Annotated in this window: 6 protein-coding genes; all 6 read right to left on the reverse strand. The window is 68.4% G+C overall.

What is annotated here, in order from left to right; all coding sequences use genetic code 11:
* Nucleotides 1–27: 27 nt before the first annotated feature.
* The 6 genes from VW23_RS02395 to VW23_RS02420 are packed head-to-tail and all read right to left on the reverse strand — an operon-like array spanning nt 28 to nt 13,982.
* A complete protein-coding gene (locus tag VW23_RS02395; protein ID WP_069907996.1) occupies nt 28–5,739 on the reverse strand; it encodes an RHS repeat domain-containing protein in 5,712 nt (1,903 codons plus the stop codon).
* The gene (locus VW23_RS02400) at nt 5,663–8,953 is read right to left on the reverse strand and encodes a hypothetical protein (RefSeq protein ID WP_069907997.1); all 3,291 of its coding nucleotides are present in this window, start codon (nt 8,951–8,953) and stop codon (nt 5,663–5,665) included. Before VW23_RS02400 ends, VW23_RS02395 begins: the two co-directional genes overlap by 77 nt.
* The gene (locus VW23_RS02405; RefSeq protein ID WP_069907998.1) at nt 8,950–10,728 is read right to left on the reverse strand and encodes a hypothetical protein; all 1,779 of its coding nucleotides are present in this window, start codon (nt 10,726–10,728) and stop codon (nt 8,950–8,952) included. The genes VW23_RS02400 and VW23_RS02405 overlap by 4 nt, the downstream gene beginning before the upstream one ends.
* The gene (locus tag VW23_RS02410) at nt 10,725–11,303 is read right to left on the reverse strand and encodes a hypothetical protein (RefSeq protein ID WP_069907999.1); all 579 of its coding nucleotides are present in this window, start codon (nt 11,301–11,303) and stop codon (nt 10,725–10,727) included. The genes VW23_RS02405 and VW23_RS02410 overlap by 4 nt, the downstream gene beginning before the upstream one ends.
* Before the next feature lie 6 nt (nt 11,304–11,309).
* Entirely contained in the window at nt 11,310–13,040 is a 1,731-nt protein-coding gene (locus tag VW23_RS02415; protein ID WP_069908000.1) for a hypothetical protein, read from the reverse strand.
* 3 nt (nt 13,041–13,043) lie between these two features.
* A complete protein-coding gene (locus VW23_RS02420) occupies nt 13,044–13,982 on the reverse strand; it encodes a hypothetical protein (RefSeq protein ID WP_069908001.1) in 939 nt (312 codons plus the stop codon).
* Nucleotide 13,983 lies beyond the last annotated feature (1 nt).

The following is a 13,983-nucleotide window of genomic DNA, read 5'->3' on the forward strand; positions in this document are numbered from 1 at the left end:
TTCAAGAGAGTGGGCGACCACCGGAAACTACGATGGCGCGCTCGTCGGCAGCGGCAGGTGTGTAGAAGAGAGAGGGGCAAGGCGAATGGGAAGCGTCAGGTCGAACGGCGCGTCCCATTGCGTCGTTTGCGCCGCGATAGCCGGCAGGGCCTGCACGTCGAGCAGGATGTCGCGCACGACGATGAAGATGTCGCCATCGAGGTAGCTGCGCACACCGGCCAGCGTCGGGACGTCGGGGAAATTGAGATCGAAGGCAGGATCGGTCTTGGTGATGGTTCGGAACAGTTTCAGTCGAATGGGGGCCGACGGAACGGCTTTGGGCATCACCAGTTTCCAGCCGGTGCCGTCGCTCATCGGCGTGTTGCCGATCGTGCTGTCGGCATCGAGCGTGAGCTCCCTGATCCCGACGTTGCCGAGATTGCCGCTCTTGGTGCCGCGTGGCGCACGGACCTTGAGGTCGTTCTCCTCGAGCTGGAAGCGCTGCAGCGGGGTGGCAGGGGCGGCGCCACTGGCCGGCGGCAGCAGCCACGGGAGGAGTTCGCCGCCGAGTTTCACCTCGTCATTGAAGCTCAGCGTTACGGTCTCGGTCTTGCCATCGTCCTTGAGGTCCGCCGGGTCCACTTTGGCGGTCAGTGACGAACCGGCCGACACGCTGGTGGTGATGCGCAACGGGACGAGGCCGTGGCGGGCGAAGATCCGGATGCCGTTGTCCTTATCGTCGGCATACATGCCAGCCGTAAAATACGGCAGGTCGCGGCGAAGCCTGTTGGCGGCACGGTCGGCGAAGTCGGCGAGAGACAAGGCGGAAGGCGCATTGACCGTCACCGTGATGGGCCCGCCGACCGTTCCCGGCGGCGTCAGGTTGATGGTCAGCGTGTCGCCCGATGCAACAGTACCGCCGAGCTTGATCGTTGCCGCCACCCGGATCGCGCCGGCGCGCACTGTCATCTGGCAGGGGCCGCCGCCGATCAGGTAAAAGCCGGTGGTGCGGTTGACGCGTGGGGGGAGAGGCACGAAGGCGCGCGGCCGTGGCGCAACCACATCGTCGGCGAACGCCGCAACGAACGGCGCTGGGACGGTGCCGGACGATGGGGGATCGACCATGATTGTCGGCCGGGGAGCCCCGGTGGGGTCGGTGACGGCGTAGAGCCCGGCGGGTAGCAGAGCGACGGCCGACGCCGGGGTTGGCGGGGGTGAGGATGGATTGGCGGCCACCGAGATGACAAAGGGTGGGATTTCGGAGGTGCCCTGCCGGTAAGTGGGTATGGCATCGAGGGTGTCAGCGTTGGCAGCGGGCAGGGTGCGGTCGGTGCGGGAGCCGGCATAGGCCAGCAGCCGGATGGGCTTGCCGAGCCCGGCATGCAGGTTTGCCGAGCCATCGAAGCTTTCGCCGAACAGCCGGTTGCGAGTGCGCAGGTTGTAGCGATCATTGGCGGTCAGGATGGTCGAATAGAGATCGCCCGAGGCGCGGCTGGCGCCCTGCTCGAGGAAGCTGGCGGCGCCATCCGGCAGCTGGCCGGGGACGAAGCCGGGACCTGGGGTCCACGATCTGAGATCGAGGGCGCGCGCCGCGACCTGGCCGAGAACCTGCAGCCAGCGGTCTCTGCCGGAGGCATTGGGGTTGACCTGCGGCATGGCCTGGGAGATGAGCCGGCTCACCGGACTGAACACCTTGTTCATGTCCTCGAAGTCCCAGTTCTTGATGCTGTCGCGCAGGTCGTCCCTGGCCCAGAACGGCAAGAGGAAGACATACTTCCACGCCATCTGCATCAACCCGCCGATGCTGAGGATCTGGAACCAGTTGAGATCCTCGTTGAGCGGGATAGGCCCGTTGCCGGGCTGCAGCCATTCCGGCGGGTCGAGGATTTTCGCCGCGGTGAGGATGTCGGCGCCCGTCATGATGCCGCCCGACAGCGGCAGCGCGGTCATGAACGGGCCCCAGAAGTTGCACTGCACGGTGTGATTGAGCTCATGCTCGATCAGGGTGCGGCGGTGGGTGTCGTGCACCCGCGGATGCTCGGGCACCAGGGCCTCCGGCTCGTGGGCCAGCACGCGGTGGCCGGGCACGTCGAAGCGCCTCGCGCCGATTGTGTATTCGGAGGCGACGAGCTTGAGGATCGGCGTCTCGGCGAGGATGTCGCTTCGCCCCTCGTAATCGTCGGGCTGGATGCGCCACCAGCGCTTGACCTTGCCGTCCTCATCGTCCTTGCGGCGGATCAGCGGCAGCGGCGCGTCGAGCACGATGTACTGGGTGGTCCCCTGGGTGGTCAGGGACCAGGTGTTGCGGAACTCGGGCACGAAGCCGGCGGGGCGCCCGGTGGTTGGCCATTGGACGAAATAGGCCGCACTCTCGAGGGCCTTCGCGTCGTTCGACGTGTTGACGAGGTGGATCGCCAGCAGGTTGTTCGGCCAGGCGCCGAAGGCCGACGAGGGCAGCGCTGACATCACCTTGAGGAAGCGGTCGAACGAGGCGCGCGGGACGCCGGCCCGAAACTTGCCCAGCACGGGCTCAGCCCGCGTGAGTTTGAACGGGCCGGTTCCCACCGGCTCGTCGGTGAGGTCGGCCTCGAAGGCGGGTACGGCAGCGACGCGGCGCAGCACCCGGGCTCCGGGGTCGCCATAGGCGACGAAGTTGCCGACGGCGAGGAAGCTCAGGCGGGGCACCTTGGCATCGACGTCCGCCCCGGTGCCGAGCATGGCGGTGACTTCGACCGCCGGCTCGTCGCCCAGTGGTATCGCTTTGCTGACGTCGAGCCTGGTCGCATCGGCAGGCACCAGGGTGGCCGGTAGTGGCGGATCGATTTCGAGGACCCCGCCAGCCAGGCCGCCCTTGGCGCGGACATAGGCCGGGGTCGTGCCGGTTCCACCGGCAATGATCAGCAGGTCGTCCTTGGCGATGGCGGGGAGCGGGGCGGTGAAAGTGAGCTTTCCCCGCGCAGCAGCTTTGGCGACCACGGCCGAGAAGCGGGGGCCGGCGACCATGCGCGCCAGCTTCTTGCCCACCGCGACGCCGGCCCGATCCGGTTCAAGGGTGAGGCGGCTGCGAAGGGCTGCTACCCCGGCGAAACGGATTTTCTGCGGCGTCGGCGTGGAGCCCGGCGCGGTGGGTGGGGCGGGTGGCGTGGTCGCGGTGGTCGCCTCGACCTGCAGGTAGGCGTCGAGGGAAAGGTCAGGCGCCGTGGCGGGCGGCGGTGTCGCAACGGCGAGGGTCAGCGTCTTGGGGGTGGAAGTGGTGTTGGTCCAGCCGGGGATCGTCGCAGCACCCGAGGCCGGGGCGATGGCCTCGACCTTGAGGTCGTGTGCGAGCGAGGCGGGCAGCTCCCGGTCGAGAATCAGGGCTTTGTTGCCGGTCATGTCCTGGACGTCGGCGACCTCACGATAGGCCACGTCGGCGACTCCCGAGGCGGAAATGCGCAGCCAGTCGGCTTTGGCAAAGCTGGTGCTGGTCGGAACCTCCAGGGCGAACTGCACCTGATTGATCGTTTCCAGCTGCACGAGGGTGGTGCTCGCCGGCCGCACGAACTCGATGACCTCGATCTTCTCCTTGTCGCCGGTCTTTCCCGGCACCGGGATGGACAAGGGGATCGGCTGGCGGAGGTGGATCGTCCCGGGCGCCGGTGCGCCTGCCGTTGCGGGGTCATCGACGAAGCCGTCGGCGGTGACCGACCCGATGGTGCGCGATCTGACGGCATTGCCCGGGGCATGGGTCCAGCCGGCGACATGCAGGCGTTGCCGATTGCCGGCGTCGGTGCAGAGCAGGGCGGCCAGCGAGCGCTTGGTCGCGTCGTTGTTGAAGGCGGTAGGGCCAGCACTGATGTCGTGAACATCGACCACTTCGGCGCGCCCCAGGACTTCGAGATCCTCACGGTTGATCCAGACGACATTGCCCACGGTCACGGCGCGGTCGTTGTTGCGGCCGCCGGCCACCACCCGCGGCAGGAAGCCGTTGAGGCCCAATGCGAAAGCGACCTGCCGGGTACTGCCCAGCGCGATCTGCGACTTGGCGATGGTGTGATATCGCCAGGGGTGCGTCTTGTCCTCGCATAGCTGCTTGAACGCCCAGACGATCAGCCCGACTATCTCGAGGTAGAAGTTGACCGGCTGGAAGAAGAACAGCGAGATCGCCGTCATCGGGAAGCCCCAGGTGGGCAACAGCATGAAGCGGATGATGTGCAACGCCACGTCGCCGCGCGACACGTGGCCGTCGCGATCGGTGCGGCCGAGGGGATCGAAGCGGCAGAGGGCGTAGTCGTGCCAGCCGGCCGTGGCGCGCTCAGCCTCCTCCGCCAGGTCGGCGTCGGTGGCGCCGGCCCAGCGGCGCGGATCGTCGTCGCCGCCGTGCCAGGGGTCGGGGTTGAGGAACAGGCCGAGTTCGGGGTCGAGGTCGCGGGCGCCGAAATGGATCAGCCCGGTCTCGGGGTCGGCGAAATGGCCGTAAAGCGTCGGCCGGGCGCGACAGTCGGCGCGTCCAAATGCCGGTGCCGCTACGCGCTCGAACTGCCAGCCGGTTTCGGTCGCGATCAGGACGCCATTGGGTGTGCCGAGGGGATCGCAGAGATAGGCTTCAGCCACCGGTGCGCCAACCGGGCCATCAAGCCGCGCCACGATGCGGTCGCCAACCCAGATGTAGACGTGGAGGGACTGGCCGGCGGCGCCGGTGACGGCCCACAGGCGGCCGATTTCGTCACGGTGCTCGTACCGGAGCAGGTCGACCTGGCGGCTGGCGACGCGTCGGCCCATGCCGTCGGTGTCATAGCGCACCAGGGCCCCGTCGGGCAGTTCGACATGGCACAGCGTGCCGAGCGGATCGTAGCCATAGCGCGTTTCGCCGTCAGGCCCGATGCGGGAGACGCGGCGGCCGGCCGCGTCATAGCTGTAGCGGACCGCAGAGCCGTCGGGGCGGTCGAGCGCCAGGATGCGCCCGGCCTCGCCCGGTGTGCGGCGGCCCGTGTCGGTCAGTGTGAGGTCTGCTCCAAGGTATTCCCAGCTCTGTTCGATCGTGCCGCCAAGCGCGTCGAAATGGGTATGCGATGCCAGCCGCCCCTCGGTGTCGCGGCTGTAGCGGTCGCCGCTGCCATCGGCCCAGCGGCGCTCGGTGATCGCCGTCAGATTGCTCAGCTCAAGCTCCAGCGTATCGACCACAACGCCGCCGGCAGCGGCGCTGAGAGCAACGCGTGTCGGCTCGATCGCTTCGTCGATCCAGGTCTCGCGATCGAGGCGGATGCGGCGCGCCGCGCCAGCCGCCTCGAGGTGCAGCAGGGCCCGTCCGCCCTCGGCCCGGATGATGCAGCCGCCATCGTCGTCCCAGTCGTAAAGCAGCGCCGCGGTCGAACCGGGGAGCTCGACCCGCAGCAGCCGCTCGGCCTCATCGAGGACCAGCGAGACGCGATCCTCGCCACGGACGATGGAGCGGGAACGGCCACCACGGCTCAGCCGCATCTCCGTGCGGCCATGCGGGTCGGTGGTCGCGAAAGTCTGCTGGCCGTGCCGGCCCTCGATGCCGACGAACCAATCGCCCGAGGCGATGCGGCAGAGGTTATCGTCCTGGTCGTGGTCGAACCGCAGCGTGGTTCCGGTAGCGTCGGTCCATGCCAGGGGGCGCCCGGTCCCGGCGAGCTCCAGCTTCCGACGACCACGAGCGGGGTCGGCCGGCGCCCGGGTTTCAGACGGAGATGGACGCAGAGACGGAGACGGATCCCGAGCCTCCGGCGCCACGTTCGAGGTCGCCCAATAGTTCATCGAGTTCCCCTTCGATTGTCTCCAGCACGAGTTCGATCTCGGCCGTCAGTTTCTCGATCGCCGCCTCGATCAACAGGGCGGGGTCGAACTCGAGGAGGCTTTTCAGTGCCTCGTCGATCTTCGTGGTCTTGTCGGCCAGCGGCTGCAGGATGGCCGAAGGCCTGAGGCCCTCGAGGCTGTCCAGCACGTTGTTGAGCGGCGTCAGGTCGCCGAGCAGCGCCGCCGGATTGAGCGTCGCGAGCTTCGCCTTCAGGGCGTCGAAGCTGGGCGTCAGCGTGCCGGCGAAGGCGGCGGGAGAGTAGGCCTGCAGCGATGCGAAGACGGCATCGAGGACGCGCCCGAGCTCATCGGCGAGCCGTGCGGGGTCGAGCGCCGCCAGCTGGTTTCGGATTTCACCGAGCACCTCGTCGAGTACCTGCAGCAGGCCCTGCGGCAGCGCCGGCAGCAGCTCGGTGAAAATGCCGTTCCAGATGCGCAGCAGGCCGGCCGCCAGCTGCTTGCCGAAGCTTGCGAGCTTGGTCTGCAGCGCAATGCCCGCGGCGTCCATCTCGTCGGCGATCGGCGTCGGGTCGAGCGCGTCGAACAAAGCGTCGATGCGCTGCAGCGTGGTGGCTGTGGTATCGGGCAGGGTCACGGCGGCCGGGGCGAAATCGCTGAGGACGCGACCGATGGCCTCGAAGCCGCGGCCGATGTCGTCGGAGCCGAGCCCGTTGATGAGCTGGTCGGTCGCTCCGGACAGGCCTCGCAGATCGGGGGCCGAGACCGTGACGAAGATTTCGAGCTGCAACGAGCCGACGGTTGCGCCGAGCGCGGCGCTGCTGCGGTTCTGGGCGGCGAGGCTGGCCTCGGTGCGGGTCAGCCGTTCGAGCGCTGCCCTGAGCTCGGCCAATGGGCCGTCACCCGAACTCGGATCGACAAGGCGCCGCCGCCGCTCGATCGCGCCGGCGATGGCGGTGAGGTGCGCACCCGCGGTTTCGCCAGCCCGCGACAACAGGGCCAGCGGGCGGTTGATCAGCGTAAGTCCATCCTCCAGTACGTCCTCGGCGGCGCCACGCACCACCGACCGGGCCTCGTTGACCAAGGCGGCGAACGGCCGAACCACATCGCCAAAGCGGATCGGCTCGCTGTCCCCGACGGGCAGGTTGGCGGCAGCGCCGACCCGTCCGGCCACCGAAGTGGCGACCTCGTCGGCCATCCTGCCGGGCAACTGGCTCGCCTGGCCGACCACGCGCCCCAGCAGCAGGGTGGGGTCAATGACGTCCAGCAGCGACTTGAGCTCGGCATAGACGGTGGCGAGTGGGGCGAGCAGCGGCGCCGGATCGACGGCGCGCCGCGTCCGCGCGAGAATGGCGTCGAATTCCTGCTGCAGCGGTTGGATGAGCACCGTCGGCTCGAGCCGGTCGAGCTCGGCGATCGCCCCGCTGAAATGGCTGGAGAGCTGGTTGGTCAAGGTCTGTGGCGAGATGGTCTGAAGCCGCGCCAGCAACCCCGCGAAGGGCTGGTCGAGCCGTTTGATGGCGACGGTCGGACTGAGTTTGTCCAATGCCGCCCGCGCCTCCTCGATGGCGCCCTGGATCGGGGCGAGCGCTCCCGAGATGTCGAGGCTGGCCACGGCCTTGCGGCGCGGTTCGCCGAGACTGGCGGTCAGGTCGAGCTTCCGCACCTGGCCGGCCAGCAGGCCAAGTGGGGTCCTGAGGGCCTCGGGCAGGTCGGCGGAGGCCAGCGCCTCGTTCACCTTGTCGCGGAGGGCGCGGATTTCGCCGGCGGAGGCAGTACCGGCAGCCGACAGATCGATCGTTCCGATGGCGCCGTCGAGCTTGCCGATCTCGGCCTTCAGCGCGTCGATCAGCGCCGGCAGGCCATCGACGATGTCGGTCGCTGCGTCGATCAGTGTCTCGAGTTCGGTTTTCACGTCGGCCACAGCGGTGGGGAAGCCGGCGGCGAAGGCGCTGATCTCGCCGGCCAGGGCGCTGACCCGGCCAGCAACGGCCGCCGTGTCGATCGTATCGATGGCATTGGCAACAGCCTGCAGCCGCGCCGCGATGCTGCCGACCGGCGAAAAGCTGCCGATCTCTCCGGCCTTGCGCTCGATGCCGAGCAGCGCCTGGGTGAGCTGATCACGCAGTTCGGGCAGTGGCAGCCGGGCGAGGAACTCGCGTACGCCGGTCAGCAGGTTGCGGGCATCGTCGCGGATCGCGGTGATGCCGCTCTCGGCGAACATGGCGTGCAACTCGGTGTCGATCTCCTCCAGCGTGAGGTCGATCAGTTCGGTGTCGAGCCGGTCGATACCGTCCCGCAGCATCTGCATCGGCGGCAGGAAGTAATCGGCGAGGCCACGCGGCGGCACCGGCACGCGTGCCATCAGCGGGGCCAGCGTGGCGTCCAGCTTTCCGGCGAGCTCGGCTATGTCGATCGCTTCGATGTCGGCGGTGAGCCGGGCAGTCGCCTGCGGCAGGATATCGATGGTGAGGGTGCGGATCTCCCTGCTCGCTGTGGCAAGGCTCGCGACGATTGCCGGCAGGTCCGGTGCGCTGCCGACCAGCGCCTCCGAGGCGAGGTCAATACGCCGGGTCAGGTCGACGATCTGCGCCTCGAGCGCATCGGCGCCGGTGCCGCCGGCGACACGGGCCTCGACCGCCGCCAGCACCTCGAAGGGGCCGCTCAGCACAGTGAGGTCCAGCCCGAGCAGGAAGCGCGAGAAGAACGCGGCGACCTCGACCGGCCGCGACGGACCTGCGCCGGCCAGATCGTTCAGCGCCGCAACCGGCGCCGCTATGGCCTCCGGGATCTCGCCGCCGATCGCCTTGGTGAACTCGCTGGTGAGGGTGTCGAGGATGGCCGCCGGGTTGCCCGGCGCGCCGTTGAGCGCCTGCCGCACCATGGCTTCCGGATCGAGATCCATCAGGTCTTTCAGCGGCGCGAGGCGCAGCTTGATGGTCTGCAGCGTGTCGATGACCTCCTGCAGCACCCCCAGGTCGACAAAGGGCTGGAGCTGCTCGAGTTCGGCGAAGGCGGCGCGGAGGGTGGCAGGCAGGTCGCCGCCGCCGTTGGCGATCTCGCCGATCTCCCGGATCAGCGGGCCGGCGTCGCCCAACAGGTCTAGCGGGTCGGTGATGCTGAGCGACAGGCTGGCGCCCGGCGCATCGGCGGCGATCGAGAGCTTGGCGTCAAGCGCCGAAGTGTCGAGCTGCAGCAGCGCCTTGAGCCCGCTCATGCCGGCACCGGGGCGTAGCTCAGCACCACGTCGGACAGCACCAGGTCCAGCACGGTGTCGGAGTAAAGCAGGATCGACGTCTCTGCCCGCGGCCGACCGGAGACCGGAGCGGCGTTCGCCAGCCGGTCGAGCACCGCGGCGGGCAGGGACGCCTCCACCAGGCGGAACTGGGTGTTGCCTTCGGCCACGGCGCCTTGGAGCAGGTCGCCGGATACCGGCGCGGTGCCGGAATGGAGGACGATCCGGGGCGGCCGATAGGGCCGGTCCTCGCGGTGGAAGGCCTGCACCAGCAAGGGGCGCAGCTGTTCGAGCGGGCTGTCGGCGGCAAGCCAGCTGGTGCCGCGATCGGTGCTGACCCGGGGCGTGCCTGGGGTGTCGGCAGAGGAGGGGTCGGCGGCGTGCCACAGCGCGGCGCCCTTGGTCAGGCGGATCGTGGCCCAGATCGGCAGGCCGGCCGGCAGCAGCAGCGTATCGGCATGCTCGAATTCGAGCCAGTCGGTGTAACCGGCGGGGGTCTGGCGCACGACCGGCGTGCCGATAATGCCGCCGGGCTGGCCGGCGGCATCACTGCGCAGTTCGAGCACGATTTCGCTCGCCTCGGGGGTGTCGAGGCGTAGTGCGAGGCTCGCCAGTGGCACCGGTGCGGACGCTGCCTCTCCTCGTCGCGCCGCGATTGGCAGCCGCGCCGCCAGCATGCGATCGAGCGTGGCGCGGAGGCCACGGCCCGGGAGCGTGTAGACGGCGGGTTCAGAGCCGCCGTTCAGCGCCCGGCCCAGGAGTTTCGCGGTGATGGTCGCCCGCACCGTGCTCGGGCGGCGTGCTGCGGGGGCGTCGAACACTACCGGCACAGGCCTCGCCGCGAGGCGCAGTTTCAGGGGATCGGGTCCGAACGGCCGAACCAGATATTCGCCGCTCAGGCGGCGCGCTGTGACTTCCAGGCGGGCGCTGCTTTCGGTGGTGAAGTCCAGCCGCAACGGCAGCGTCAGCGTGCCGGGAGGAACGGCGGGAAGTGTATCGCTCAGCCGACGCTGCGCGATCGGCAGGAAGCTCACCGTCTGGATGCCGCTGCCTGGCAGCAGGACGTCCGGGTTGCTCCAGAGCGGGGTGGGAGGTGTGCCCTCGAGGGTGATTGCAAGGTTGCGGGGCGCCGCGGCAATGGCGACACGAGTGATGGTCGGTACCACCGAGAGCGGCTCGAGCGAGGTGGCGTCGTCGCCCTTGGCGCGCTGGAACAGCCATGTCGTGCCCGGCAGGTCGGGCAGCCGCAGCAGGTAGCGCGAGCCGCCGAGCGGATCGACGCTCATGCCCTCGAGCGGCGAGCCGAACATCTTGGTCGCCGGCCCGAGTGGGGGCGAGGACAGGATGGGCGGTCCGGGTTGGCCGCCTTGCAGCGGGCGCACGACGGTGCGGAGCACCGGCGGGGGAACGGTCGTGGCGGGAGGGGTGGCGAAGCTCATCTCGACCTGGCGCAGGCGCGCGTGGGCCGGCAGGTTGAGGATCACCCCTTCGCCACCGGGGCCACGGACGGTCGAGTAATCCGTCACGTCAACGGTGAGGTCACCGACCCGGAACGCCAGTTCTGCCGAGGTCAGGGCGATCTCGTCCATGCCCGGAAGGTAGGGCAGGGCGAATTCCCGCAACTGGGTGCCGCCGGCCTCGTCGGGGAAGTCGATGACGTCGATCGCCGGCGGCTCGGAGGAGCCGAAAACATAGAGCTGCAGCGCCAGCGGGGCGATGTCGGCGGCATAGAACAGCGCGCGCAGGTTCGCGTTCATGACGCCAACACCGTTACGTCGGGAACCGGAGTGACGATGAGGCCCTCGTCGCTGGGCGGTGGTAGTGCGGGCCAGATCTCGGCATCGAGCTCCAGCGTCAGGCTGCCCGTGAGGTCGCCGGCAGCATTGGGCGCGGCCGTAGACGTCCCACCGGTAAGGGCACTGCGCCACACGCGAAAGCCCTGGTCCGAACCGCCAGTCGCGAAGGCGTCGCCGTTGCCGACGCTGGGATCGGCCAGCAGGTGCGCCACCGCGGAGATGTCTTCGAGCAGCTTCGCCCGGGCGGCGTTGCGTGCGTCGTCGTCGCCGTCGTCGGACGGGCGGCGGAGGAAGGCCAGCGTCGCGTTCAGGCGGACGGGCAGGACGCGCCGGCTTTTCGGCGCGGTCGTGGGGTCGAGGATGGTGGTGTAGCCGGGGGAAAAACCGCTGGTCGGGGTGAAGCTGCTGAGCGCGATGGCAACCCGCCCCTCGCCAGCGCCCGGGACAAGCGGCGGGCCGGCGCCCACCGTCAGGTCGGGTCGGCCGGTGACGCCCGCCACGATCGCTGCAAGTCTGGCCTCGAGATCGCCCAGCATGACGGCTCAGCCGCCGCCGGGGACAAAGAAGCGGCCGCCCGGCTGGGTGACGGCACCGCTGACGTCGATGCCGCTGCCGCGGGTGACCTCCCACCGCTTGACCGCGCTGTTGAGCGCCAGGTTGGAGTCCTTCTGGACCTTGGCGGCGCTGTCGCTGATCTCGGTTCGCATCAACGCCACGATGCGTGCGCTCTCGGCGTTAATCCTGCCGTTGACATCGAACTGATTGAGCTTATTGGTGACGGTGGTCTCGATCCGGTTCGTCAGGCCAAGGGTGGCTGCCTCCACCGAACTCGAGATGCGGCCGTCGAGGCTGACCAGCTGTTTGGTCACTTCCTCGGCAGCCATGGAGCGGATGGTGCCCATCCTGGTGTCGAGGCCGCTCGCCACACCGGTGGCAATCAGGGGGCCCAGCGACGCATCGAGGCTGTTGCTCTTTTGTTTGAACTGGTCTGTGAGCCAAGCCTGCTGGTCGACCCTTATCGCCTCTGCGCCTTGCTTGATCTGGGCGGTGATACTGGCGGGCAGAGCATCGACCTTCAGCTGCATGCCGGCGAGCCGCGTATCAAGCGATTGCGACAGCGGAGCGATCCCCTCGCTCACCGTGGTGCCGACCTGCTGCTTGATGCTGGTGTTGAGACGCTGCTCGAGGGTGGCGACGCGGGTATCGACCGCGGCGCCGACGCGCTGGTCGAAATTGGCCAGCTGGGCGGTGACGCTGGACTTCGCCTCCTGGCGCGCTGCTTCGGTGGCCGCCGTGCGGGTTGCGGTAATCTGGCTGGTGAAATCCCCTTTGAGGCGCGTCTCCGCGTCGGCCACCAGCGTGCCGACAGCGGTCAGGCTGCGGTTGCTGCCGAGGGTGACTTTCTGGTCGATCTGGGTCGACAGGCTGTTCGACAGGGCGGTGTCCGCGTCGATGAGCTCGGTGCGCAGTCCGGCCAGGCGCGTCGTGGTGTCGTTGACGAACCGGTCGTTGAGCCGCGTCTCGAAATCGGCGAAGCGGCCGTCGAGCACCGCACCACTGACCCCGCCGGCTGTGGGCAGCTGCAGCTCCTTCAGCTTGAGCTCCAGCTCCTTGAACCGCTGGCTGTCGACGCCCTTCAAGCCGGCGGCGATATCGTTGAGCTTTTTGACCTCGGTCCTCAGCCCGGAGACGTCGATCAAGGCTCCGGTCGCGGCGTCGGTGAGCTGACCGCGGAACTGCAGCACCTCGTCGAAATTCTTGCTCAACGTCGACTGGCTGGTGGCGATGCCCGTCACCGTGGCGCGCAGGCCCTCGAGGCCGCGGAAGCGACCCTCGAAGTCGATGAGCTTGGTGGCGCGTTCGAGTTCCTTGGTGACCGAGAGGTCGATGCGGGTCGTCTGATTTTCGACCCGCTCGCGCAGCGCCGCGACCTCACTGCGCAACTCGCTGACCGACTTCTGCAGGCTGGCCATGGCCTGCCGGGTCGAGATCGGATCGCTGCCGCCGGTCGAAAGACGAGCCTGCAGGTCGGCATCGAGCCAGCTCAGCGACACCTCGCCGTTATGGGCGTGGTCGGTGCGCGAATAGGACTGGGAGAGCGTCCCCTCCACGTCGCGGTCCTGCTCGGCGTCGATGGTCAGCAGCGCATTGAGGACCGAAACCAGCTGGTTCCAGTCGGCGGCGCTGACGGTCATGCCGCGCGATTTGCTGCCCAGCTTGGCGACGGTGGTGGCGAGTTCGGCGATCTGCCTGGCGCGGGGTCCTGCGGGCATGGCTCACCCCTTGAACGCGATGAGGGCGCCGGCGCCGGCGGCCCGGTCGAGCAGGTGGTGGTAGCCGATCTCGGCGCCGTAGCTGGTGGCCTGGTTCTTTTTGTAGAGCTGGACGTAGTCGTTGACCTTGGTCACGGCGGGGGTGTCCTGCAGCGCCGGCGTCGTCTGGATGAGCTCGTTGATGTCCATCATGATGAGCTCGTGCACGTTCTTTTTCTTCTTCACATAGTCCTTGGGCGGGGTGGTGATCTGCTGGTCGATCTCGTCGAGCTTGTCGTAGATCAGCTTGATCTTGTCCTGCGGGATGTTCTGGCCGGCAGGACTGTCGAAGATGACCTGCACGTCCTTGCGCAGGCGCAGCGACTCGATCTGGCGCTGCAGTTCGGCCAGCGCCCGCGACATGGTTTCGAGCAGCGTCGCGAAGTTGCCGCTCATCTCCTCGATCTTGTCGGCGAGCTCGGGGTGGTCGTGGCCAACGGGCGAAACGAGCCGCGTCAGGTCGGAGGTGTTGCTGGCCAGGTCGCGCACTGCGCCGGTCAGCGTGTTCCAATCGGCCGAACGAATGGCTTCGCCCGGTGTCTTGCTGGCAAGCGGGGCCAGCGACTCGTAGGCGGCGGCGCTGCGTTCGGCCACCGGTGTGAGGTTGGCTTCGGCGGTCTCGGCGATCGGGGTGTTCCGGAACTTGCTGGGATCGATCATCACCGTGACGGTCGTCGGCCCGACCGGCAGGATCTGGATCGGCCGCTTGAGCACCGGCAGGATGACGTTGGGGTGCTTGACGACGATCTCATAGGGGCCGGGATCCAGCTTGGGGATGCGGATCGTGCCGTCGAGGTAGGGCTTCACCTTCAGGATGTTGAGGGTGACCGGATTGTAGAGTTCGACCTCGAGGTCCCGGTTTACCGCCGGGAAGCCCACGATGCTCATGTTCAGTTCACTCATT

Origin of the sequence: Devosia insulae DS-56 (assembly GCF_000970465.2) — a bacterium.
Lineage (GTDB): Bacteria > Pseudomonadota > Alphaproteobacteria > Rhizobiales > Devosiaceae > Devosia_A > Devosia_A insulae.

Bases quoted from the DNA above. Each gene is read 5' to 3' on its own strand.
- VW23_RS02395 (WP_069907996.1), bottom strand. From the start codon at position 5,739: ATGAACTATTGGGCGACCTCGAACGTGGCGCCGGAGGCTCGGGATCCG.
- VW23_RS02400 (WP_069907997.1), bottom strand. From the start codon at position 8,953: ATGAGCGGGCTCAAGGCGCTGCTGCAGCTCGACACTTCGGCGCTTGAC.
- VW23_RS02405 (WP_069907998.1), bottom strand. From the start codon at position 10,728: ATGAACGCGAACCTGCGCGCGCTGTTCTATGCCGCCGACATCGCCCCG.
- VW23_RS02410 (WP_069907999.1), bottom strand. From the start codon at position 11,303: ATGCTGGGCGATCTCGAGGCCAGACTTGCAGCGATCGTGGCGGGCGTC.
- VW23_RS02415 (WP_069908000.1), bottom strand. From the start codon at position 13,040: ATGCCCGCAGGACCCCGCGCCAGGCAGATCGCCGAACTCGCCACCACC.
- VW23_RS02420 (WP_069908001.1), bottom strand. From the start codon at position 13,982: ATGAGTGAACTGAACATGAGCATCGTGGGCTTCCCGGCGGTAAACCGG.